Raw genomic sequence first — 23,193 nt, 5'->3', positions numbered from 1 at the left:
GTGCGGCCGTGAGCAGGATCTGGTGGGTTCTGGGTGCGGTCAGCGGGGCCAGGCCAAGCTGGTCGGCGATGGCGCGGATCTCGGCCCGGCGCTGCGCACCGGTCAGGCCGCCGCCGGACGGAAGGTGGGCGGTGTCCGTCTCGTGCTGCTGCCGGTTGCGCATGTCCTCGTCCCACAGCGACAGCGCGCGGCGGCGGCGCTCGCTACGCCCCTTGGCCGTCGAGGAGCCACAGACCGGTGGCGAAGTTCTCCAGGGCGCCGCGCAGCAGCGGCGCGTCGGCGTGGGCCAGGCCGGCGGTGTAGGAGCTGCGGATCAGGTGCGCGCCGGTACGGGCCCAGCGGGGCGTCGTCGGCAGCCAGACTGCTGGCCGAGGCGGGCGCGGGCAGATGCCGGTAGGCGTCCTCACCGCGGGCCTGCTGGATCGCGTGGAACAGCGGCAGAAGGTAGGCGCCCTCAAAGGCCTGCGTGCTCATGACCGGCCACGGTAGAAGCGGAGGAGCAGAAGGGGTAGCGGATTTTTGTGCCGCCCAGGTCGGGGGGTGTCCGGGCCGCTCTGCCCCGGGCCTGCGTTGCTCCGGGGCAGAGCGGGTGCAGGAGGGGCTATGGGGTGGTGTCCTTGGCTGTGAGGCGGTCGTCGAGGTAGATGACGGCCGTCGGCCCGTCCGCGCCGTTGGAGGGGATGACGTTGACCAGGGCCTGGGCGATCGCGGCGCCGACACGGCGTCCGATCGAGCGGTCCAGTTCAGTCCAGGGGCTGCGCAGGGTGTTCGGCTGGATGTTGCGGCACCAGCTGAGCACGGCGGCGAGGGTGGTACCGGACAGCGGCACCGTGACCATCGCACCCTCCTCGGCGGTGACCTCGTCCTGCACGGGGGACGGAACGCGCTGCCCTGTCCTCGTTCGTGCCCGGCGATGACCGTCTCGCTGTCCTTGGGGACGTTCTCCAGCAGGTAGGCCCAGGTGTTGCGGTGGCAACGGATGCGTGCCACCCCCAGGCCTGCGGCCTTGGCCATGTCACCGCGGAAACTGTCATAGCTCGCGGGCCAGTTGCTGTAGGGCGGCTTGCCTAACAGCTTGGCGATGAATCCCAAGAGTGCTCCTTGTCTGAGGGTGCACGGACTTCAGGCACCGGTGATCGGTTTGAACGTTAGGGAAGCCTGCCACCACGCGCCCAGGTCCATCCCACCGTCCGCGGGTAGGAGGGTCGTCGGTGCGCGGGGGCGCAGAAGGCGGTTGCGGTACGGGGAGGGGCCTAGCCGAGCCGCACGGAGGTGCGTTACCGTCAAAGTGCGCCTACGGGCGCTGCGTCCACGGACATCGTGACCTACGGGTCCTCTCCCTCTGAGGAGTTCGCGTGCTCACACTCACGCCTATCGAACGCGACATGCACCGCCTTCTGCGTTCCCTCGCGAAGGCCGGCGACCCGGTCGACCCGCTTTCTGCCTGCATCGGCTACAAGGAATTCGCACAGCGCGTTGACCCGCACGGCTTGGATCCCTATACGTCGCAGGGCCAGATGCGTGGGCTCTACCCGAAGCTCGGCCACATCAGCGTGTACGAGCACCAGCATGGTCGGCCGCTGCTGTCGGCGCTCGTCGTTGGCAAGGCAACCGGCCGGCCCGGGTCCGGCTTTGCCGACCTGGCGTCACAGCTCGGCTTCGAACATGCCGAGGAGGACGAGTTCTGGAAGCATCAGGTGGCACAGGTCGTGCGCTTCTGGTCCGCTGACGATCCGGTCATGCTGATGGACTCCGCGATGGATCAGGTACTGAAGGAGCTTGGCTCGATCAAGCGCGCCCTACGCCGACTTGCCGCGAAGCCGGGCGAGAAGGGCTGAGCCAGCGGACTTCGCCGCGGGGCGTCGTCGGCGGTCAGACTGCTGGCCGGGGTGGGCGCGGGAAGCTGCCGGTAGGCGTGCTCACCGCGGGCCTGCTGGATCGCGTGGAACAGCGGCAGAAGATAGGCGCCCTCGAAGGCCTGGGTACTCATGCCCGGCGGCGGTAGGACGCAACGGCCGCGCGAGGTAACCGTTTAGCCGTCCGGCCCCGGTACGGAAGGCACGCTTTCTGGCCAGTACTCGCAGGTAGCGGAACTGAACGCTGGCTGGTGGGGGCACGATCGCGTTGTGTTACGCGATGACAAGCCCGCTTGCGTGCGGTGGGAGATCCTGATGCACGAACCGTTCAGCGGCGTGTGGATCTGCAAAGACCTCGGCCAGACGACCACCCGTGCGGACCCCGCCGAGCTGGGCCGGACCGTCCTCGCCGCCTACCTCGCCGGCCGGGACAGCCGGGGCGAAACGTTCCGCGTCGACGTCCGCACCGACCACGAAGTCCACGCCGTCATCACCGCCGACCAACTCACCGACCCCGGCTGGGAAGCAGACCCGGCCGTCCGCCGGGCGCTGCCCGCCTACCTCCGCAGCGCCCTCCCCTGACGTCGGGGCCCACGAGGATCACATCGCACGTCCCGCCCCAGCCGCTCGCCCGGGCTCGAACCATCCCTGCCCGCCCTCGGAGGCCGGCGCGCGCCGAGGCGCGGTAGGAAGGGTGGCGGGGTTGGCCGCCCATGGCCCCGGCTCTGGGTGCCGGGAGGCATCACTCGTCGTCCATGATCGACCGGAGGTGTTCGGTGAAGGCCTGGTCCTCTGCGGCGCCCGGACTACGCACGTAGGTGCACACCAGGCACTGCCCATAAGTGACTTGGCCGAAGATCGGGTCGAGGCCCTCGACGCAGAACGCCTCGTGCCCGCAGACGGGGCAGATGTCGAGGTCGTGTCCGTCCGGATTGTGCTTCGGGTGGTAGGCGTTGGGGTTGGCCACGTTCTCGGCGCGCCGGGTGGCTTCTTCATCCCCGATGCGTTCGAGGTACTCGGCAGCTCGTTTCTGGGAGACCGCATCCTCTGTCTGTGCGATCCGCTGGATCCGATCCTGCTGTTCCTCTCCCATGGCGCCAAGGCTTCGGTGGCCGTCGAGAGCCAGCAGGGCCTCAATGTGGCGCTGCTGCAGAGCTCCGGCGCCGCGGCCGTGACGCGCCGCCTGACTGGCCTCGATCCCGTTCTGAAGCGTGCGCACATCGATCCGGGTGTGTGACGACGGACGAGGCCCCGCCTGGAACAGCGAGTTCACGTCACTCTGGGGGATGTCCGGCATCAGATGCTCGTCAGGCACGCAGACGATGCCTTCCGTGGCGGGGAGGTGTTCTTCGATCACCTTGAGCAGCGCGCTGGCCGACAGGACCCGTCCCTTACGGTCCACCTCCTTCCCCGGCCACTCGCAAGCGACGATCGCCGCCAGCCCGTTGGACAGCGCCTGGTCGAAGACGCCCTCCCGGCCCGCCATAAGCGGAGCGAAGGGGTCATCACCCGTCGGGGCCGGAGCGGCGAAAGCATCAGCTTCCTCAGGATCGGCGGGGACCGCATCGTCTCGCCGTGTCTCGCGCAACTCCGCGGCCAGCACAACGGCGCACCGGGCGAATTCCTCAGCTCGCTGATCCCTCATGGACAGCCATAGTGCCGTGCGCCACCCGACTCAGGTAGGCCCCCCGGGGGCCGAGCAGGGCCGTCCTGGCGCCGAGCATCAGGTAGGGAGTCGCGGGGCGCGCAGACGGAGCCCCGCCCGCCCTGGAGCGGGCGGGGCGCTGCCGAACCGCATTGCGTCCGCGTCGTCCGTGCGGTACACGTGCGCCGCACAGGGCGGGCCGCGAGTCGGGACGCTCTTGCGCACCGCCTCGAGGCGGGAGCCGCTGTGCTGGCTTGCGCGCCGGATCCCGGTGTCCGCTGGTGGGCTCAGCTCTCCCGCGGCACGAGGCGGGAGAAGAACTCCTTCGCTGCCTGGACGTCGAGGTCCCCGTTCGTGATCGCGGACCGCCGCAGCGCTTCGCCGGACACCTGCGCGGGGATGCCGAGCTGCTTGTCCGCCTCGCTCATGACCTCGCCGAGGTACCACTGGGCCGAGGTCGGGAAGTGCTGGATGAACCAGCTGATCATCTTCGCCAGGGGCAGCGACAGGATGAGGTCGAAGCCCTTGAGCTCACCGCCCCGGCGTTCGGCGGTGCGCAGCGAGGTGGTGAAGTCCTCCAGGACGGCGTGGCGGATGGTCGGTCCGAGGGCGTCGGTGGGGATGATCTGCCGGAGGCTGTCGGCGACTTCGAAGGCGAGCTGGTCGGCGACCTCCCGCACGCTCGGTTCGTTGCGGTGGCGCAGCGCCCAGCGTTTGCGGGTGTCAGGGCGCTTCCACAGCAGGCGGAAGAAGGTCTCGCTGAGCCGGTCGCGGATCTGGGCGGCCCCCGGGGCGAGACGGTGGCGGTCGCCGGCCGACATGGCCTCCTTCAGCCCCTCGGCGGAGCGGCGGCGGGCTTCGGCCCAGTCTTCGGCGACCGGGCGGGACCACTGTGCGCGGCCGCCGACGGTGGCCTGGGGCAGGGGGACGTCGTTCTCGCCGCGGGAGATGTAGCCGCGCAGGGTGGAGGCCGTGATGCCGCCGAGTGCGGCCATCTCGGGCACGCCGAGCAGCCGGTCCCCGGCGAGTTCGGGGCAGGCGAGGTCGACGACGCAGCGCTCCAGCGGCAGGGGGTCGTCCTGCTTCTGGTGGTGCTGTGCCCACCGGGTCAGGTCGTCGATCCAGTTGTCCGGCTTGGCGGTGGCCGGATCAAAGGTGGTGACCTTGTGCAGGTGGGCGCGGTCGGGGTGGGCGTGGCCGTCGAGGAGGTCGGCGGCGTGGACGGTGGCGGTGGCGCGTGCGGTGTGGCGTGCGTAGTCCTCGGTGACCGGGTCCCAGATCTGGCCGGGCCGGTACCAGGTGTCGCCGTCCCACCAGTAGCCGCCGGACCTGAACAGCAGCGGCGCGCCGGACCAGTGGGTGTGCAGGCTTGCGGTGTCCTCGTCGCGGAGCAGAAGGACGGTGCGGCCGTGCTCGGGGTGGTGGCGCACGGCCCAGCCCAGGTGGTGGGCGATCGGGTCGGTGGTGAAGGCCAGCCACCCTCCCTCGTGGGAGGTGTCGCAGCGGCCCCACATGCCCTCGCCCTTGTTGCGGCCGACCGCCTCGATGGCGTCAGGGCCGTCGTCAAGCGGCAGATGCGAGTCGTCGACGAACGGCAGACCCGGAACCGGGTGGTCGGTCCGCAGCCCGTTCGCGAGCGGACGAATGTCGTAAACCAACGTGCTCCCCCTCCTCAACACAACTGCTGTAATTGGCTACAGCACTTTTGATGCCCAGTAGTACACGACTGGAAAGCAGGTCGGCACAGCGACTTCGAGACAGGTTTCGAAGCCATCCGGGAGTGTCACGCCGGGGGCGGCAGCGGCCGGCTCACGGGAGGAATTGGGCGAGGGCTCCGATTGTGGCGGCGGCGAGGATGAGGACAGTGGCGAACGCGGTGGCGGCGCGCAGGAGGGCGGCGGGTACGTGGCGCCGTCGATAGGGGCAAGGGTGCCCACTGCTGCAACGAGGAGCGCGAGCACGAGGGCGAGGGCGGCAGTGAGCAGGACGATGGCGACGCGGAAGGAGCCATGTCCGCGCGTCGGCTCCGTGCCGGGTTGGCGGAAGCGGTCCCAGACCGGGTACCGCGGCTGGTCAGCATGAAGAGCCGACGTCGGCACGACTCCATGCCGGAAAATGCTCCCAGGTACAGGGAGGGGTGGGATGACGAACAGCTTCGATGCACGGCTGGCCGAGGTTCTCAACGCGGCTACGGAGAACATCCGGCGGACGGTGGCTGCGAACTTGATACCGGCGCCTAAGGTGGCACTTCCAGCGCCGCGGCTGGAGGGCCTGTCCAAGGCTGTCGCGCCTTTGCAGTCAGCGCTGGAACGCCTGGACGCGATGATGCCGGAAAACTGGCAGGGCCAGCGCCTGGCCTACAACGACATGATCCGGCTGATGCTGGAAGGGGTGCCCCTGGCATGGGTCCCCCCGGCCGACGTGATCCGGCTGCTGCTCGCAGCGGATGACGTTCGTTCCCGCGCGAAGGTCCTCGACGACTCTCGGACAGAGATCCTCGCCTCCTGCAGCAAGGTATTGGTCTCCGTGACCGACGCGCGCTTTACCGCGCAGCGGGCCTTGCTCGAGGAATGCGTGCGGATGATCGAGGGCGGCATGTTCAGCGGTGCGCAGGCCCTCGCCGCGAATGTCTGGGACACCTTCGTTCGCGGTCTGGCCTTCGCCAACCCGGCGTGGCTCACCGACAGGGGCTGGTGGCCTGGCTACACCAAGATCAAACAGAGCGTCCCGACGGTCGACGTAGATGACGACGCCACGATTGGTCAGTTCCGCAGAGCAGCTGTTTTCCTGCCCTTCGCCCAGACACTGGAGGAGTTCCGGCGATCTAACTCCGTGCCGGAAGGCTTCAACCGGCACGCCACCGCCCACGCTGCCGGCGCCGTCCAGTACACCGCTGCCAACGCCGTGATCGCCCTCATGCTCGCTGTCAGCGTCCTGCGCGAGATCGACGACCAGGACTACTCCGTACAGCTGCACGCCTGACAGGGGACCCTACGATGACCAAGCCGATAGACGCCGTCCCCACCACCTACGCCGGCACTCGCTTCCGGTCCCGCCTTGAAGCTGACTGGGCTATCACGCTCAACGGCCTCGGCATTGCGTGGGACTACGAGCCCGAGCTGATCACCCTTCCCTCCGGCACCCAGTACGTGCCGGACTTCTGGCTTCCCGAGATAGGAACATGGCTGGAAGTCAAAGGCCCTCACACACCACGGCGGGAGAAGGCGACAGAACTCGGTAACGCCCGTGCCTGCGGATGCACTGGTGTCTGCAGCTGCCGGTGGCGCGGGGGCCAGCTGGTCCTGCTGGGCTGGCCCTCCCACCGCAGTCCCAACCAGATCGGCTACCGCGGCCGTTGGGGGCACGCATGGTGGGCTTCGGCGTACGGTGCGAGCGCTTATCTCACTGAGTGCCCGTCGTGCGCCCGCGCCCAGTGGGTGACCCTGCGCCGGCCATGGCGGTGCCGCAGTTGCCGCGCCAGCCTTGGCGCCACCCCTCGCTTCTACAGCCCGGCAGAACAACTGATCCGATTCGGTGAGGGTGCCTCACTCACCTCAGCTCGCGTCGACGAGGACATAAGGCGGCTCGCGGAGGAAGAGCGGCTCGCTGACGCCGGAGACGATGAGCCAGGCGACTGGTGACCTCCCTGCCGTTTCGGCGCGACGCGTGCGCACTGGCGGCGCGCCGGCCAACGGCCCACGGTCGCCAGCGGTGGTGCGACGCAAGACGGTGCCTGGATTCGGCAGGAGGCCACTCCTCAGAATGGGGTACGGATGAGTCGATCCGCGACACACAACCTGGCCATGATCTCGGGCAAACTGACGGCGACGACGGCGGACCGACGGCGGCGCACCACAACCACGCAGGTCGCAGCTCTCGCCGACGGTGGGGAACTGGCCAAGTCTGTGGCCGCACCAGCCGGGAGAGGGACTACATCAGGACGGCCGGCACGGCGTCCTCGGCCGTCCAGTCCCCCTCGAAGAGGGCGGCAACCAGGCGTACGTGATGGCCGGGGAGCTGGCCTGCGCGGTGCTTGGTGCGGGCCTTGGCGAGCCAGGCGCCGATCTTGACGGCGTCGCCGTCGACGCGGATCGTCTCTCGGGCGGCCGGGGTGCGGCCCTCGCGGTGCAGGAAGAGCTCCAGCAGCTGGACGGTCTCCTCGAACGTGCGGCGGGTACGGCGGGCGGGAGCCAGCGGGTTCGCCTCGGGGGTGAGGCCGAGCGCGGTCATCAGCTGTTGCTGGCCGGGGGTGAGGGTGGGCCAGGTGGTGAGCTGGCGGGCCAGCCAGGAGCCGATCTTCACGCCGGCGAGGACGGTGTCGCGGGTGAGGGCGGCGGGGTCGGCGCCGGTGGCGAGGTGGGCGCGCAGGAGGTGGTATTTGCGGTGCCAGTCCGCACCATGGGGAAGGCGCCAGTCGGGGTCGAGGGCGGTGAGGGCGTCGGCGCGGGCGGTGTCGAGGACGTTCTTGGTGGCGTGGTGGCGTTGTTCGGCGAGCCAGGCTCCGACGGGTGTGGTGGCGGGGGCGGCGAGGTGGCCGTGGGTGCGGTGGTAGTCGGTGGCGGCGGCGAGGCGGGCGCGCCAGGCGGCGTCGTGCTTGTCCCAGATCATGCCGAGGGTGTCGAGTTCGGCGATCCAGTCGGTTTCGAGGCGGCCGGCCTTCGCGGCGTCGCGCATGGTGGTGATGAAGGTGCCGAGCCGGTAGCCGGTGGGATCGGTGTGGTCGGCGGGGACGTCGAGGTGGCCGTGCTCGTCGCGGTAGGAGTGGGCGGCGGCGAGGCCGAGGCGGCGGGAGCGGGAGACGGCCGGGTCGCGGGGGTCGAAGGAGATGAGGTCCATCGCCTGGGCGATGCGTTCGGGGTGGACGGTGAAGTCGAAGTGCCAGCGCCGGGCGATGACCTGGCTGGTCTCGCGTGGGAGGCGGTTGGCTTTGTCGGGGAGGCGTTCGAGGATGCGGTGGTCGTGGCTGGCCAGGGCGCAGGCGATCGCCCACACCGGTTCGTAGGCGGTGCCGAGGATGTTCTCGGCGTCGGCGCCGGGCGGGATGTAGACGGGGACGATCAGTGAGGCGGTCTTGCCGCTCACGTCCAGGCGCAGGGCGCGGCCGAGGGCCTGGACGCAGCGGATGACGCTGCGGGTGGGGTCGGCGAAGACGATCGCGTCGACGCTGGGGATGTCGACGCCTTCTGAGATCAGGCGGGAGTTGGCGAGGATCGCGGTGTCGGCGGCGGCGAAGGCGGTGAAGATGTCGGCGCGTTGGGCGGAGGTGTGCTCGCCGTGGGCGAAGAACAGCTGAGGGTCGATGCCGGGGACGAGGCCGGGGTCGGTTTGGGCGAGCAGGCGCAGGGTGTGCGGGAGTTCGCGGGCGAAGCGGCGGGCATCGGAGACCAGGTTGAAGTAGACCAGGACCTTCTTCAGACGGTGCTCGGTCATGGCGCGCAGGACTGCCAGGTGCAGGGCGGTGGTGCGCAGCGCACTGTCGTCGTTCGGCTCCCGGGGCGCGGTGGCGCCGGTGGGGGTGGTGCCGGGGGCGGGCAGGTTGAGGCGGCGGCGCAGGTCGGTGTCGGTGAGGGTGGGCACCACGATCCGGTAGTCCGCAGCGCGGCCGTCCGCCACGGCCTGCGCGAGGGGGTAGTCGACGATCTTCTTGCCGTACACCTGCTCGTTGTCCATGGAGTTGGCGAACGCGTCCACCTCCTCGCCCTGCGGGCGGCGGCGGGGGCGGGTGGTGTCGGCGGACTCCGCCAGCTCAGGCGCGGCGAAGATGCGGGGGGTGGCGGTCATGTAGAGACGGCGGTCCGCGCGGATCCGCTGCGCGTCGTTGACGATCACCCATTTCTTGTCGGCCCGGCCGGCGATCCGGTGCGCTTCATCCATGACCGCGAGGTCGAACGGCGGGACGGCGTACCCCGTCCTCTGGGTTTGTTCGATCTTGGTCAGGGAGTCGTAGGTGCAGATCACCGTCAACGCCCGAATCTGGTCCTCGCCCTCCCCCACGACCGACATCAGCCCGCCCAGCGCGTGTGGGCTGGTGGTCGACATGATCCGGGCGGCCACCAGATCGTCACGGCCGGCGGCGTCCAGGGAGGAGACGATCACCATGTGCTCGCCGTGGCCGTCCCGTCGCCAGGCCAGCGCGGTCTGCGCTGCCAGGTCCAGGGTGGGCACCACGAACAGCACCAGCCGCGCACCGAGCCCGTCCGCCACCCGGATCGAGGTCAGCGTCTTCCCGGTCCCCGTCGCCGACACGAACAGCGCTCTCGTCCCCGGGCGGTGCAGGTGGCGTACCAGCCGATCGACTGCCTCCGCCTGGTCAGGGAAGAGCTGGGACCGTTCGGAGCGGCCGGGCCGCGGCAATTCGACCACAGTCATCAAGCTCTCCCTCGATACGCAGGCATGCATCCAGGCAGCAGCCGGGCCGGGAGGCGCTGAGCCCACCGAAGACGGGCCGCCTAGGGACCCTACCACCCGACAAACCCATTCGTACGCGAAATGTACGCGACATGTACGCAGTACGTACGCGCTACATGCGGTTGGGGTTAAGGTGGAGGTGTTCCATGTCCGAGCTGTTCGACGCGGTCGACGCGCTGGCCGCCTCCCCGTCCCCGCTACCGCCGCCGGCGGAACGCAAGCGGTCACGCCAGGCCCACGCGCTCGACCCTGGACGAGGCGGCCGCCGCACTGAAGGCGCGGCAGGCGACCCTCGGCCGCTGGGAGCCGGGCAAGACCGAGCCGCGGCCACCGAAGCGGGAGGCGTACGCACACCTGCTGGAGCACCTCGCCACGCTCTACCCCGTCCCCGAGACCACCGGTGTCCCGCAAGAGGACACCGCGCTGCCGCAACCCGCTGCGGCACCCAGCCCAGGCGGCGGCCGCGTCATCGAGACGAACAACGCCGCCGACAGGCGGGGCACCGGACCCTGCGGCCACGACCGGGCCAGAAGAAGAGGGCTCCGCTTCCGCTCCCCCGGCGGCCGTCCGGGCACCGGCCGCCGGGTCGCATCCACATGCAGGGCGGACGTCGCACGGCTCGCGTCGTCCGGATGCGAAGAAGGCCTCCCCGGCGAACACGCCCACGCCCGGCGGCGCGTACGCGCACGGCCCGCTGCTCGCCCTCGACACCAACACCAACACCGCCACCGACCGGCATGTGACCGGCTACGACGTCGGCGGCCTGATCCTGGACGTACCCGCCAAGTCCCTGCCCGCCCTGATCGAATGGACGCTGGCCGAGGCGCGGCTGGGGGCGGAGAGGCTGCACGGTTCGGGCAAGGACGCCGACCCGCTGCTGGTGCTCACCGAGGCCGCGTGCGAGCGGTACGGCCTGCCCGGGCAAAGGAGGCTGATGCCGGGCCATTCCAGAGCTGGCCGCTGGTGGTGAGCCCCAGCAGCACCTGGGAAGGGCCGGCCACCCGAGTCAGGAGCTGGGTGGTCACCCGGAACCCGGAGGCGTGGGTGGACCAGTCCCACCAAGCAGGAGCACCCGTCGGCGGCCCGTAGGCCACCGACGGTCCAGGACAAGGGCAGATCTCCCTGCACGCCACGGACATCACCGGTGCCCGGCTCTCCCACCCGGCGTGACAGCGCACCGTCCGGCGGCAGTAAAGAGCTGGCCGGGAGGCCTCCGCCGCGCCACTCCACCAACTCCGGATCGTCCAGGACGGCCTAGCGGGGGGCTTCCTGAGATTAATGGCACGGATTGATCGCTATTCAGAAAATGCTCTGGGAATCCAGGCCCAATGGTCGGTCCGGCCAGGCTCGAAACCTCGCGGCGATTCTCAGCGACCCGACATAAAGGCCATCGCAATATCCTGCCACTACCCCAGGACATCTTCTGTAGAAAAATCCCCCATCTCAATATCATTAACGAGCGTTTCCCAGAATCCATCCCGAATGAAGGCACCTGGGTCGACACCTCGAACGATTTCCTCTACTGCCCTTGCGGCAGCCATCCACTCGCTATCATCGCTGCCTGAGTCATAGAAGGGAAACCGCTCAATCACCGCCCTCACCACCACAACAAAGTTGGGGAGTGAAGAATTCACGATGCTCACATGGTGCGCGTCTCGCTCAAGCTTAACCACTGCACCCGTTACGGTATCGAGCAGAATGCTGCCAAAGAGCCCGGTCGAACCGAACCTTACGAGGCTTCCATGGCCCCTCGTTAGAGCATCCGCAGCCCGATACGTCGCCCCGACCATTGCCCTCGGGACCTCAAGCGTTAGATCCGGACCGTCCCAGTCGGGATTCCCAGCACTTGAACCATGGATCTGCACCATGGCAAAAGACGGCCAGTTCTCGTCAGTCAGATCCACCATTGGACACCCTCATCCGAACGTTACCCTAGAGAAGCGGCACCCCATCCGCTGGATGAGGTGCCGCTCTTCCTAGCTACTTGAATAGATCGTTGATCGTGGCCTTGATTTCCGCATTGACCGCTCCTCGATCAACACCGTTCCAATTCCAGGACCAGCTAGTATTCATTCCAGCCGTTAGACCTTCACACTTATTCGCGCATGGCTGACGTTCGGAGTATAGCTCCACAATCCTCCTGTCGCCAGCTTTCCTGATCAGGTCTTCTTCCGCATGGATACCCGCGCTGGATCGCCCGACCAGAATTGTCCCGTCCTGCAACCGCGCAGCGGCGTAGTTATTTCCCTTGTTGTTTTCTATCAGCCGCTGGAACGCAGTTGCCCTACTCAGCTCAGTACTGCCGTACGGAACCAGCCCACAAGCTGCCCCATCAGTATTGTGCACCAGGATTGGCGTCGTACCGGCGAGTACATAGTACGTGTGGAGTTGCTGAACTGTGAGGTTCCAGCGGTCGGCGGTGCCGGATGTGCGGTGAGTGGCGACAACGTACGCGTGGTGGTTGGTGGCTGTGTTGAGGGCGTCGCCGTGGTGAAGCTTGCCTGCTGGGGTCCAGGCGTGAGCGGTGTCGTTCCAGAAGGGATGGTTAGCGGTGGTGTGTAGGGTTGCTGTGTGACCGTTCTCGGTGCGGATGGTGACGTCGAGTAGGTCGTGGTCACGGTTTATCCATACGTGCTGGACGGTCCGCGATCCTTGGTGTTTTCCGGTTTTGGGGTCTGCAGCTTCGACCTTGTCACCGGCTTTGATCTTTCCGATCGGCTTGGTCTTGCCTTTGTCCATGAGGACAGGAGTGCTGGGGCTAAAGCTGCATTTCGCGCCCCCCGCACCTTCTGCTTCCTCTGCTGCAATGCCCTCTCCACCGGCAAGAAGCAGGGGCACAGTTTCGGCGGCGCCTTTCATGGAGTCATATGCGCCCTGATCTATTAGGCAGCGTTTGAGGTGCGTCACGCAGTAGGTGGCGGCGACTAGCTTGGCCTTGGCTAGGTCGTGTGTGTTCATCCATACCTTGGCTGCCTGCTGGCAACCGGTACGTCCGAAGCACGCCATAGCCGTGCGGTGGCCGTCTCCCACCGGCGTCTGCCAGTAGCTATTGCCATCGGTGTTGTACCCGTAGTACACCCATACCTGGTTCAGCCTGTCGCCGTCCCACCGCGGAAGCTGGTTCAAGAGTTTCTTGTTGTTGTCCTGTTCGGACGTGTCCACGTTGCTTCCGCGTCTGGGAGTACCCCCGGCCAGCATGTCTCCTGGCAGGAACAGGCCGCTGGGGTCACTGTTCGTAACGGGGTTGCTGGCTGCGTATGCGTAACCACCGAGCTCTTGAGGGCTGTCGGCCTTAAAGACCGGGTCGACGCTGATGAAGCGGCCCAGGTCGGGGGCATACTTGCGGGCACCCACGTCGGTGTAACCGGTCGAGGTGTCTTGGGGCTTGCCCAGATAGCTGTGGGTGAGGTCGGGCCATGTGGAAGTGTTGGCGCTGTCCCGTGGTTGGCCGAAGGGCGTGTACTGCTGGCGGGCGACCTGCTGGGTGGCGAAGTCCATTGAGAGAGTCGCGGTGCCGTGAGCGTCGTTGAAGAGGTACTTCTTGCCGCCGCCCTTGAGGCTGGACCAGACGGCCACTGGGCTTCCGGTGCCTCCGTGTGTGTAGGTGCGGACGGCTCCGAGGAGGACGTTGGGGGTGACGCTGGTGTTGACGACAATCTCGGTGTCGCCGGCGAAGAGAGTCGTCTGGCCGGGGTCCCGGCGGATCAACTGGTTGCCGTCGGCGTCGTAGAGGTACTTGGTCGTCGTGGGGCTGGGTCCGGTGGTGTCCACCGCGGCAAGGTTGCCCTCGTCGTCCCAGGTGAGGGTCTGTCCTGGGCCTGTGGTGGGAGTGCGGCTGTGAAGGTTGCCGTCTTCGTCGTAGCCGAAGGTGGTCGGGTTGGTTCCACCCGTGGTGGAAGTCAGGGTGTGGGGCTGCGCTCCGGTGGAGTTGCAGTTGGCGGTGCAGCCGTCGTTGTAGGTGGTGGTGGTTGTGCTGGTGGTGCCGAGAGCGTGATCGATGCTCTGGTGGCGGTTGCCGATGGCGTCGTAGTTGAAGGTCTGCCAGTACGATCCGGGTGCGGTGGTGAGGGTGGTTGTGGTCGGTGGGTTGGCTGCGCAGTTGTCGTTGGCGGTCCAGGCGTCGGTGAGCCGGTCCAGGGCGTCGTAGTTGTAGCACTGTTGGTCGGTGACGGTGTTGCCGGTTTCCGATTGCTGATCGGTGGTGGAGGTGGGGTTGCCGGCGTCGTCATAGGTGTATTTGGTGTCGTCGACTGTGGGGCCGGGGGCCTGGGTACGTTGGATAACCCGTTCTGTCGGCCGGAGGGTCTGATCGTCGTAGCTGTAGGTGGTCGTTGCCTGATTGGTGGGGGGGCCGAGCGTGAGCTGGGAAGGCTGTGCGAAGTCCTCGTACGTGGTGCCGGTGATGTAGCCAAAGACGCCGCTGCCCGAGGTGGTCGGGTTGCCGAGCGTGTCATGGCCGTAGTTGATGGTTTCGCTGGTCAGGCCCTGGGTCGGGGGGTCAGACTGTGACCGCAGCAACTGGTCGTTGGTCGAGTAGCTGTAGGTCGTCCTGTAGGTCGTCGGCAGCGGCGCCTCCGACGTCGGCAGAGTGATCTGTGTGCCGGTGGGCTTTCCGAGAGTGGTGTAGCCGGTAACGGCGACTGTGTAACCGCCCGTGGTGCCCTGGACGTAGCGGGTCGATGATGTGGGCAGGCCGATGCGGAGGGTGTCGTAGGCCCACGAGGCGAATTCGAAGTCGCTTTTGGCCTTGTCGCTGGCGGTGAGTTTGCGGCCTAGGAGGTCGTAGGTGTAGTCGAGTTCGACCTTCTTGGCGTCGGTGGTTGAGGTCAGGTTGCCGGCGTCGTCCCAGCCGTAGTCTGACTTGCCAGCGTCTGGGTCCTGCTGGGTCTTCTTGCGGCCGAGCAGGTCGTAGTCGACTGTCCATTGGCTCTTGTCGGGGCCGGTGACCTGGTTCTGTTGACCAGCGGCGTTGTAGCCGTAGGTGGTGGGTGAGGTGGTTCCTCCACTTGCGGTGTATCCGTTGGCCGCGGTGCCGGAGAGGGTGGGGGCGGCGGTGTACTGGTCGAGTTCGGTGGTCTGGCCGCGGGCGTTGACGACAGTGGTGGTGGCCACACCGCCCTTGGGGGGCAGGACGGTGGTCTTGTCGCCGGTGTAGGCGGTGGTCGTTGCCCAGGTCTTGGCGTAGTTGTGTTCCTCGGTGACCAGGTCGGCGCGGCCCATGCCGTCGTGGTCGGTGACAGTGGTGTCGGACATGGTGAGCCGGGACGGGGTGTCCAGGCTGCTTGTGGGGCTGCCTCCGACGTTGTAGGCGTTGTTGGTGAGGACCGTCCAGCCATGCGAGTCGTACTGTGTATCACTGACCGTGGTGCTTGAGTTCTCGGCGGTTTCCTGCGTCTGCAGGGGGCGCAGCATGGCGTCGTAGAGCGTTTCGCTGGTTTTGTAGCTGCCGTCGTCGAGAAGGGTGTTGGTGGCGACTATGGGCGGTTGCTGAGCCAGCTTGTAGGTGTAGGTAATGTTCGCTGGCGCGCTGGCGGCTTTGTTTTCGTTGGGCAGCCATACGGCTGTGCTGCGGCCCAGCGCGTCGTAGGTGAGGGAGGTGAGCAGGCCGGCCGCGTCGGTCTTGGCGGTGGGTAGGGTGCGTGCGGGATCGAGGGTGGTGCTGGTGAGTTGGCAGTCTTTGGACGATGTGGTGGTTGTTGAGCAGTCCGCGCCGGAAGTGACCTGGGTGACGGTCGTAGTGCTGGTGGGCAGCGCGCCGCTTGCCGGGGTGTAGGTGGTGTAGACGTTCTCGGCGAGGCTCTTGCCATCGGGGGACGTGGAGTTGGGAGTGCGGACCACCTTGGTCACGCGGCCGTAGGAGTCGTAGTAGGTGGCCGCCATATTGACGAAGGTGGTGGCGGTGGCGCCGCTGGCGGCGGACGCCTGCTGGTCCAGCGTTGCGTCGCCGGTCTTGGGGAGTGCCGGGTTTTGCTGGCCGTCTCCGTCATAGGCGAAGGCGTTGTGGTCGTAGGAGGTACGGACGTCGGAGATCAGGGAGCCGCCCGGAGCCGCCCCCGCACTGGAGCAGTCCTGGGCTGTGGAGATGACCTCTGCGGGCAGCACCAGAGTGTCCAAGCTGCTGGTGATGTAGTGGGTATAGGTGCACTTGGAGATGTTGTTACTGTCTGCCGTCTCGCCGCGGTCGTCGACCTGGACGGGCATGCCGGTCGTTGGCTTGCCGAGGGTCGTGTCGTAGAAGGTGTCGGTCTCGGTCTTACGCCAGCCGTAGGAGACTGTCTTGCGAGTGAGGCTCTTGGCCGGGCGGACCATCTGTGCCGTTAGTGCCGCCAGTCCGGAACGTGAACGGCTTGCGGTCGGACCGATGACCGTGGGGACGTCGACGACTGCGTTGTCAAGCCCACCGTCCGAGGCGGTGTAGGTATCAGTCTCGAACGTCTGGCCGGCCAGGGCGTTGTCGTCTGCAACTGTAGTGGCGCCGTCTTGGCTCTTGAGTGCCGGCACCGAGCGGGTTTTTCCGCCTGGCAGTGTGTCGCCGTTCATGCCCAGGAAGTAGTACGTCTTCGTCAGCGTCTTCTTGTCATGGACCGCGGCGCCATTCGTTTCATGGAAGACAGTCGGGTCGCCGGTGGTGACGTCCACCTCGGGGTAACCACGGAACTGGCCCCAGGTCCGGTTTTTCGCCTTGACGACCTCGTCGTCGTCGTAGTGCCAGCCCGGGTTGCCCTTGTAGTCGTAGTCCGTCTCCAGCTTGGGCTCGGTACCGTCCTGGTAGGAGTTGTGCGTGTCTTCGGTGACGACCGACGAGACCTTGTACTTGTAGAACCAGTCCATCCATGGTGACGGCTGCCCGTAGGGCGTCCAGTACACCGGGAAGCAGGAGAGGGTGTTGGTTGAGGCGAACGACTGGGCGGCTGCGTCGGTCGGGTCGTTGGGGTCGCTGGCGGGGGCTTTGGAGCAGTCTGGGCGGTCGTAGGTGACGGTGGTCTGGGCGTCGGTCTCGCTGGTGACGGTCTGGATGCGGTCGTGGTACATCAGCGGCATCTGCGGGATCGTTCCCACCCGGTTGGGCAGTTGCAGCGGCGGGTCGAAGTTCACCGCCGGCGTGGAGATGCTGCCCGTGGCTCCGCCCAGAGTGTCGAGGCCGGTGCGTTGAATGGAGTCCAGCCACAAGGTCGGAGCGTGGTCACCGCCGTCGGGGAAGGACTGGGTGAAGGTGTACCTGTCTACTTGCTGGGTCGCACCGTTCGTCTGGATTTGCGTAATGATGGAAGTCAGCCGCTTGCGTGACCAGAAGTTCGGGCCATGGTTGGTGCAGCTTGCTCCTGAAGAAGTGCAGTTGAGGTCGACGGGCACATCTGGCCAGTAGGAGGCGTTCGACGGCGTGAACTGGCTGTCGGCGCAGGTGTTTCCCGACGGAGTTCCCGAAATGCAGCGCTCGGCGGTGTTGAAGACGACCTGTTCCGGTGCGGTGCCGGAGTAGATGGTCGAGGAGGTCATGCCGTAGTCGATGCGTGCGAGGGTGCCGCCGCGGGTGTAGGCGACTGCGGTGTCCTTCATATCTGCGCCGTAGTAGCCAGTCTCCGGCGTGTAGTACCAGGCGGTGGCGTTGTTGTGTGTGTCGACCGCGTAGTCCAGGTTGAATCGGTAACCCAGTGTGCAAGTAGTGGAGGCAAAGTCCGTGCTGTCCGGACACGCGGAGACACCGCTGTGAGCGTGGTAAACCGGAACGGTCCAGGCGGATTTGGTCTCGTCCTTGCTACTGGACCAGCCCGGCAGGTGGTTGAGACCGAAGAAGTACTGCACACCGCCCTCGGTGACCTTGAAGTACTCCCCGTTCGCCGTGCCGTTCGAGGCACCAGTCAGGTCTTCGATTTTGGTGGTGGAGTCGTCGGAGGTTGGCCGGAAAGTTTTGGTGGCATCGTCGTACACGATGTCGGTGGATGCCCCGTTCAGCGACAGAGTCAGGATCTGGCCTGCCCAGCATTCGTCACCGTCGCCCTTCGGCGCGCCGGACGAGGAGTCGTCGCTGCATGGCTTGTAGGTGCGCTCGATATAGCTGTCTGCCATGCTCCAGCCGTCACCCAACCACGAGGACTGGTTGTTCGTGCCCTCGGTACGCGCGTCCTGGCTGGAGGAGTCATACGACAGAGTCACGCTCGGTGATGCTCCACCGACAGCTGGTGGCACTGTGATCGGATAGCTGTAGGTGAACGCTCCAGTGTTCGCCGAGGTCGACCAGGAACCGGCCGGTGACAGACTGGTCGCTGAGTAGTCGCCGGAGGAGCCCGAGGTGCCGGAGGTGGCGGCCATGACAACCGTGGTCCCGGATGCGGGCACTTCGTGGCGACCGGAGGTACCGCCAGCTTTCACATGGGTTGCACCTGGGACAGACACCTGACCAGACAGTGGTGCATCTGGTGTCGTGCGCACCGACGTCTGTACCTGGCAACGTGCCAGTTTCGGTGTCGTCAGCACGCACGCGGGGAGTTCGACGAGATGAAGGCGGGAGGCGAAGTCTCCGCCGAAGGCATAGCGGAATGAGGAGTCGTCCACCTGAAGCGCGATCTTGCCGTTGCCAGGGCTTGTGCGTTGCAAGGTGAACAGTGCGCCGTGGATGCCGGCCGCGAGCGCGGACTTCTGGTCCAGCATCGTCACTCGTACGCGCTGCGTTGCAGTGACAGCTGCCGACCGGTCCTGCACACTCGGTGCGGTGCTGAGCAGCACGGGCATCTTCCCGGCCCGGACTTGAGTCGCTTTGGCACTCAGGCCTGGGGCGACTGTGACGGGCAAGGTGACGGTGGCGCTGCCCGGGGCGGGAAGCTTCGCGTGCCCACTGGGGTTGAAATGCTTGAACGGCTTGGGAGACGGTCCCCGCCTAGGCGTTTGCCGCGTGAACGGAATCCGCTTGTTATGCGGTGCCGCAGAGATTGCGACGCCGTGCTTTGTCGAAGAGGGGGCCGCCACCGCGTCCGCGGGCAGTAGCCCCACAACCAGGGCACCGACGGCGACAACTGCCGTACGTCGAACACTGTGACCGGCCCAGACCGACCGGCTGTCCCGTCTCCACCAGGCTACCCGCCCCATACCGTGCGTTCCCCTCCTCAACGCCTCGCAAGCACAAGCACTCTTCTGCCGGCGCTGTTTGAGGGCACGTCAAAGCAGGGGCAAACATAGATCACTCCCCCCGCAAAGTCTCACGCTAAGCGGTCAGACCAACACTTAAAGTAAAAAAACTTTTGTGAATCAGTAAAGGAATTACCTTGAATGGAACGGAATCTCGTAGTCCACGATCGAGAATAGGTCACCCGCATCAACGGCAACCAGTCGAGCGCTCAATTAGGCCCGGGCTCCCAAGACGTAGCTGCGTCCCGCATACTCCGACCCCGACCTGACCCGATTCCTCACCCCCATATAGGGCACAGTGCTACACAACACCCCGCGCGAGCCTGACATCGCTCGCCCTGCACCTGCCCGGCAAAACATGCGCAAGTAGGCATCTGGATAGCAAGACCGGCTATGGAAGTACGTCAAGAATAAGCCAGACACGTGCGCTCGGCGGTCGATTGTCGATGGTTCACGCCGCTCCTTGCATTCAGAATGCACAGCGGCGCGGACCCAAGGGGGGGCCGCCTGAGTCCCGCGAAGGACGCCAACCTCGATGTCAGCCTTTCGCCCAGCCATATGGGCATTCAGACGTTCCACGTCCAGACCCGTTGCCGTCACCGTCGTCGCCGCTCTCGCCGCCGGGTCACTGACTTCGGCCGTGGTGGCCCATGCGGCACCGGCCGGCCCCACCCGGTCGCCGCATGCAGATTCGTCCGGCAGCACACCGGGGGCCCAACGCAGCCTCAACGCCACCGAGTCCGCCTCTGCACGGGCGAAGGCCACGGGTAAACCGGTGACCATCGATCAACTCACCGATACCGGAACGGTGGTGGTGGCCAACCCGGATGGCACCTTCACCCGCACCGACTCTTCCATGCCGCAGCGCACCTTCCAGCACGGGAAGTGGGTGCCGATCGACACCACGCTGGTGCGGCGGTCTGACGGGACCTGGGCGCCCAAGGCCGTGGTCACGGACGTGTCCTTCTCCGGTGGTGGCTCCGGTGCGCTGGCCACGATGCGTAACGGCCAGGACAAGCTGGGCTTCTCCTGGCCGGGCGCCCTGCCCACACCAGTGGTGTCCGGAGACACTGCTACGTATCCGGACGTGCTGCCCCAGGTCGATCTCCAGCTGACCGCGGACGCCTCTGGCTACTCCTCGGTCCTTGTGGTCAAATCCGCGAAGGCGGCGACCGATCCGCGGCTGCGGCGCCTCGCCCTCGGCACCTCGTCGGCCGGTATCAAGCTGGCCGCGACGCGCGACGGCGGCGTCCAGGCCACGGACAAGCACACCGGCAGGACGGTGTTCCACAGCGACACCGCGCTGATGTGGGACAGCACCGGCCAGAAGACCCCCGCCTCTCTGGTGCGCACCACGTCCGTGTCTTCGGCCCGGGCCGAGCATCGGGCGGCGGCCAAGGTCGGCAAGCACCACGCCCAGGTCAGGATGAGCCTCGAGTCCGGCAAGCAGCTGCTGGGGGTTGACGAGAACCTGCTTTCGGCCAAGAGCACGGCCTATCCTGTCTACATCGACCCCGAGTGGAGCGGCCGACCATCCCAACTGGACTGGGCTCGGATCTCCGACAACGGGTGGAACGTCTACAACTCGACGTCCACCTCGGGTTCCACCAACGCCCGCGAGGGATGGGACAACTCCTACCCCGGCAACGGTGAACGGGCTCGGACGTACTACCAGATGAACACCAGCGGCATTAAAGGTGCCGTGGTCACTCACGCCTCGCTGTATGTGAAGCAGCTCTCCGCCGCCTCCTGCTCCGACACCCCGGCTGCCGTTTACGGCACCGACCGCCCCGCCGGTTGGAGTTCCTCCTCGCTGTACTGGGGCCACGAGCCGGAGGGCGTACCGGCGCGTTGGGTTCGAACCCGAAGAGCCATGAGGCCGGCACCTGTCCGGTGACCGATGGGGCCAACTCCTGGGTCAGCCCGCCATCGCTCGAGTTCGACGTGACCTCGCGTGCGCAGAGCGCGGCGGCCGGCGGCTGGAAGAGCATGACGCTGATGGTCCAGTCACCCGACATGAACGACGCCACTCAGTGGAAGCAGCTTGCCTACGGTGGCGGCGCCACTATGTCGGTCACCTACAGTTACCGGCCCAAGCTGAACGGCACTCCCGCGCTCAAGCCGTCCACGGTGAGCATGGGCAAGACGATGACCACCACCCACACCCCGACGCTGTCCGCGCGCGCGGTCGATCCCGACCTGGCCGGCGGCAGCGAACTGGTCCGCATGGAGTACAACGTCTACAACTCCTCCGGCACGCTGATACATCAGGGTTTTGGCCCCAGCACGGATTCGAAGAAGCGTGCCCGGTACAACACCAACGGCAGTGACTGGACCTCGCCGAGTCTGCCGGACGGCACCTACACCTGGAAGGCTACCGCTCAGAACGCGGCCGGCTATTGGGCCGGGACGGGCTCTGGCGTCTGGACGAAGACGCAGACCTTCACCGTCGACACCAGCGCGCCGCCGGCCCGACGGTGACGTCGAGTCAGTTCCCGGCCAAACAGATCGGTGCCGCCTACGGCGACAAGGGAACCTTCACCCTCAGCAACAATCACACCAACAACATCACTGGCTATCTGTTCCGTCTGGACAGCACGCTCGGGAACACCATGTACACCAGCAGTGGTGTCACCAAGTGGAGCACGGGCACGAAGATCGCGCCGGGCACGGCGTACTACGTCAGCTCCGACAACGCTTCGGGCACCGGCACGTCGGTCATCAACGGCAGTGCCTCCCCCGCTTTTGCTCCCGGGGCAACGGGACCGCACACGCTGTATGCGAAGGCCGTGGACCAGGCAGGCTCGACGTCTCTCACTCAGGCGTCCTACGTCTTCTACGCGGGTAGCAGCACTCCGGCGTACGCCTACGGCGACAAGATGATCACCGGTTGGAGCGCGACCAACGCGGACAATACGACGACCTCGGTGCCCGCGGCTACGGTCACCACCAAGGGTGGTCAGCTGATCAGCCAGGCCGCCGGCAGCGGCTACGAGTTCGCTGACGGCTACCAGGCGTTCCTCGGCAACAAGAGCAGTACCTCGAAGGTCGTCTCCGGTGACAGTGTCACCCTCAGCTTCGACATTCCGAAAGACGGGCCCTGGAGTTTCGGTGCCAACCTGACCAAGGCAAAGGACTACGGCATCTACCGGCTGGTCCTGGACGCGGGCAAGCCCACGCAGTCGACGCTGATCAGCGGGTACGACCCTACAACTCCTACGTCACCACCCAGTTCCTCAACCTGGGCGTACCGAAGGACTCCAGCGGCCAGTTGCTCACCCTCAGGCAGGGTGTCCACACGCTGACGCTCACCCTGACGGGCAAGAATCCAGTTCCTCTGGGTTCCAGGCGGGTATCGACGTGCTGCGGCTCGGACCGGCGCTGGCGTGCGCGATCAACAGCACCGGAAGCTGCCTGAACAACACCGCCACCAGCACGTTCACGACCACGACCAGCACCGCCGACGCCGACGGATCCGGCAACAGCATCAACTCCGCCGACCTGACAAGTGCCTCGGCTGGCAGGGTGGGGCAGACGGTCACCGTGGACGGCGCCAACGTCACGCTGCCGAAGTTCGGCAGCGGCGCTTACGACAACATGCTCGCCTCCGGCCAGACCATCACCGTCCCGGACAGCGGTGTGGTGAACACCGGTGACTCGGTGGTCTTCCTTGCCTTCGCCACCGGCGGTGCGGCCAAGGGAGCCATCGGCACCATCACCTACGCCAAGGACAACTGCCTGGACCCGGACGGCAACCCGGCTGACCAGTCGTACCAGCTGGACAGCGTGCCCGACTGGATCAGCGGGCCACCGCGGCGGCCTCGCTGACCCTGGTCCACGAGAACCACAAGGACAACACCCAGACCAGCCCAAGCTCCGGCCCGAAAATCTACGCCGTCAGTGTCCCGCTCCAGTGCCCCCGGCTCGATCATCAGCAGTATCTCCCTGCCCCTGTTCACCAACGGAGTCCAGGCCGGACAGCCCTCACTGCACATCCTCGGCCCTCGGCCTGCGCCGATGAGCGTCGCAGGCAGCGGGTCCGACGCCCAGCACTGGGTCGGCACGTGGTCCTCCGTCCAGGACACCGCCAAGGTGCAGCAGTCCGACGGCAGCACCGCGAGCGTGACCGGTAAGACGCTACGTATCCCGGCGCATATCAGC

General features: G+C 66.6%; 15 protein-coding genes and 1 pseudogene. 9 read left to right on the top strand and 7 right to left on the bottom strand.

Annotated elements, in window-relative coordinates; translation table 11 throughout:
• Positions 1-203 precede the first annotated feature (203 nt).
• Positions 204-407 carry a hypothetical protein gene (locus tag BLW85_RS39070; RefSeq protein WP_167381335.1) on the bottom strand — a complete coding sequence of 68 codons (204 nt, stop codon included), beginning with the start codon at positions 405-407 and terminating at the stop codon, positions 204-206.
• A gap of 194 nt (positions 408-601) precedes the next feature.
• Entirely contained in the window at positions 602-871 is a 270-nt protein-coding gene (locus BLW85_RS00145) for a hypothetical protein (RefSeq protein WP_074989922.1), read from the bottom strand.
• Between the two features lie 484 nt (positions 872-1,355).
• On the opposite strand from BLW85_RS00145, the gene BLW85_RS38715 reads away from it, so the two are divergent.
• Entirely contained in the window at positions 1,356-1,838 is a 483-nt protein-coding gene (locus BLW85_RS38715; RefSeq protein ID WP_074989921.1) for a hypothetical protein, read from the top strand.
• Positions 1,839-2,171: 333 nt separating this feature from the next.
• Positions 2,172-2,438, top strand: coding sequence for a hypothetical protein (locus BLW85_RS00135; protein WP_074989932.1), 267 nt, complete (start codon positions 2,172-2,174; stop codon positions 2,436-2,438).
• A 160-nt stretch (positions 2,439-2,598) separates the two neighbouring features.
• Here BLW85_RS00135 and BLW85_RS00130 read toward each other — a convergent pair whose 3' ends face one another.
• A complete protein-coding gene (locus BLW85_RS00130; protein WP_244174760.1) occupies positions 2,599-3,501 on the bottom strand; it encodes a hypothetical protein in 903 nt (300 codons plus the stop codon).
• A 287-nt stretch (positions 3,502-3,788) separates the two neighbouring features.
• On the bottom strand, positions 3,789-5,159 hold the full coding sequence (locus BLW85_RS00125) for a helix-turn-helix transcriptional regulator (RefSeq protein WP_074989919.1): 1,371 nt from the start codon (positions 5,157-5,159) through the stop codon (positions 3,789-3,791).
• A 484-nt stretch (positions 5,160-5,643) separates the two neighbouring features.
• On the opposite strand from BLW85_RS00125, the gene BLW85_RS00120 reads away from it, so the two are divergent.
• Together BLW85_RS00120 and BLW85_RS38710 are read left to right on the top strand one after the other, a co-directional pair.
• Positions 5,644-6,483, top strand: a complete 840-nt coding sequence (locus BLW85_RS00120) for a hypothetical protein (RefSeq protein ID WP_074989918.1) — start codon at positions 5,644-5,646, stop codon at positions 6,481-6,483.
• 14 nt (positions 6,484-6,497) lie between these two features.
• Complete coding sequence (locus tag BLW85_RS38710; protein ID WP_143060381.1) at positions 6,498-7,142, top strand: PDDEXK family nuclease; 645 nt, start codon at positions 6,498-6,500, stop codon at positions 7,140-7,142.
• A gap of 289 nt (positions 7,143-7,431) precedes the next feature.
• On the opposite strand, the gene BLW85_RS00115 is transcribed toward BLW85_RS38710, so the two are convergent.
• Complete coding sequence (locus tag BLW85_RS00115; RefSeq protein ID WP_074989917.1) at positions 7,432-9,870, bottom strand: DEAD/DEAH box helicase; 2,439 nt, start codon at positions 9,868-9,870, stop codon at positions 7,432-7,434.
• Positions 9,871-10,588: 718 nt separating this feature from the next.
• Here BLW85_RS00115 and BLW85_RS40695 point away from each other — a divergent pair.
• Positions 10,589-10,828 (top strand): annotated as a pseudogene (locus BLW85_RS40695) (telomere-associated protein Tap); the annotation flags it as partial.
• A gap of 487 nt (positions 10,829-11,315) precedes the next feature.
• On the opposite strand, the gene BLW85_RS00105 reads toward BLW85_RS40695, so the two are convergent.
• Together BLW85_RS00105 and BLW85_RS00100 are read right to left on the bottom strand one after the other, a co-directional pair.
• Positions 11,316-11,816: an SUKH-4 family immunity protein gene (locus BLW85_RS00105; protein ID WP_074989915.1), complete on the bottom strand. Its 501-nt coding sequence runs from the start codon at positions 11,814-11,816 to the stop codon at positions 11,316-11,318.
• Positions 11,817-11,889: 73 nt separating this feature from the next.
• Positions 11,890-18,633 carry an RHS repeat-associated core domain-containing protein gene (locus BLW85_RS00100; RefSeq protein WP_167381334.1) on the bottom strand — a complete coding sequence of 2,248 codons (6,744 nt, stop codon included), beginning with the start codon at positions 18,631-18,633 and terminating at the stop codon, positions 11,890-11,892.
• 1,174 nt (positions 18,634-19,807) lie between these two features.
• On the opposite strand from BLW85_RS00100, the gene BLW85_RS00095 reads away from it, so the two are divergent.
• The 4 genes from BLW85_RS00095 to BLW85_RS00080 are packed head-to-tail and all read left to right on the top strand — an operon-like array spanning position 19,808 to position 22,860.
• On the top strand, positions 19,808-20,929 hold the full coding sequence (locus BLW85_RS00095; protein WP_143060380.1) for a hypothetical protein: 1,122 nt from the start codon (positions 19,808-19,810) through the stop codon (positions 20,927-20,929).
• Positions 20,926-21,513 carry a hypothetical protein gene (locus BLW85_RS00090; RefSeq protein WP_074989912.1) on the top strand — a complete coding sequence of 196 codons (588 nt, stop codon included), beginning with the start codon at positions 20,926-20,928 and terminating at the stop codon, positions 21,511-21,513. Before BLW85_RS00095 ends, BLW85_RS00090 begins: the two co-directional genes overlap by 4 nt.
• The gene (locus BLW85_RS00085; RefSeq protein ID WP_074989911.1) at positions 21,510-22,337 is read left to right on the top strand and encodes a hypothetical protein; all 828 of its coding nucleotides are present in this window, start codon (positions 21,510-21,512) and stop codon (positions 22,335-22,337) included. The genes BLW85_RS00090 and BLW85_RS00085 overlap by 4 nt, the downstream gene beginning before the upstream one ends.
• 55 nt (positions 22,338-22,392) lie before the next feature.
• Positions 22,393-22,860 (top strand): hypothetical protein, encoded by a 468-nt coding sequence (locus BLW85_RS00080; RefSeq protein ID WP_074989910.1) that lies wholly within the window; start codon positions 22,393-22,395, stop codon positions 22,858-22,860.
• Positions 22,861-23,193: the final 333 nt, after the last annotated feature.

It is taken from the genome of Streptomyces misionensis (assembly GCF_900104815.1).
In the GTDB taxonomy this organism is placed as follows: Bacteria; Actinomycetota; Actinomycetes; order Streptomycetales; family Streptomycetaceae; genus Streptomyces; species Streptomyces misionensis.
Note: the sequence above shows the minus strand (reverse complement) of the source record. Positions and strands in the feature narration are given on the sequence as shown.

Coding starts and splice junctions, on each gene's coding strand:
- BLW85_RS00105 (WP_074989915.1), bottom strand. CDS start 11,816: ATGGTGGATCTGACTGACGAGAACTGGCCGTCTTTTGCCATGGTGCAG.
- BLW85_RS00130 (WP_244174760.1), bottom strand. CDS start 3,501: ATGAGGGATCAGCGAGCTGAGGAATTCGCCCGGTGCGCCGTTGTGCTG.
- BLW85_RS00115 (WP_074989917.1), bottom strand. CDS start 9,870: ATGACTGTGGTCGAATTGCCGCGGCCCGGCCGCTCCGAACGGTCCCAG.
- BLW85_RS38710 (WP_143060381.1), top strand. CDS start 6,498: ATGACCAAGCCGATAGACGCCGTCCCCACCACCTACGCCGGCACTCGC.
- BLW85_RS00120 (WP_074989918.1), top strand. CDS start 5,644: ATGACGAACAGCTTCGATGCACGGCTGGCCGAGGTTCTCAACGCGGCT.
- BLW85_RS00135 (WP_074989932.1), top strand. CDS start 2,172: ATGCACGAACCGTTCAGCGGCGTGTGGATCTGCAAAGACCTCGGCCAG.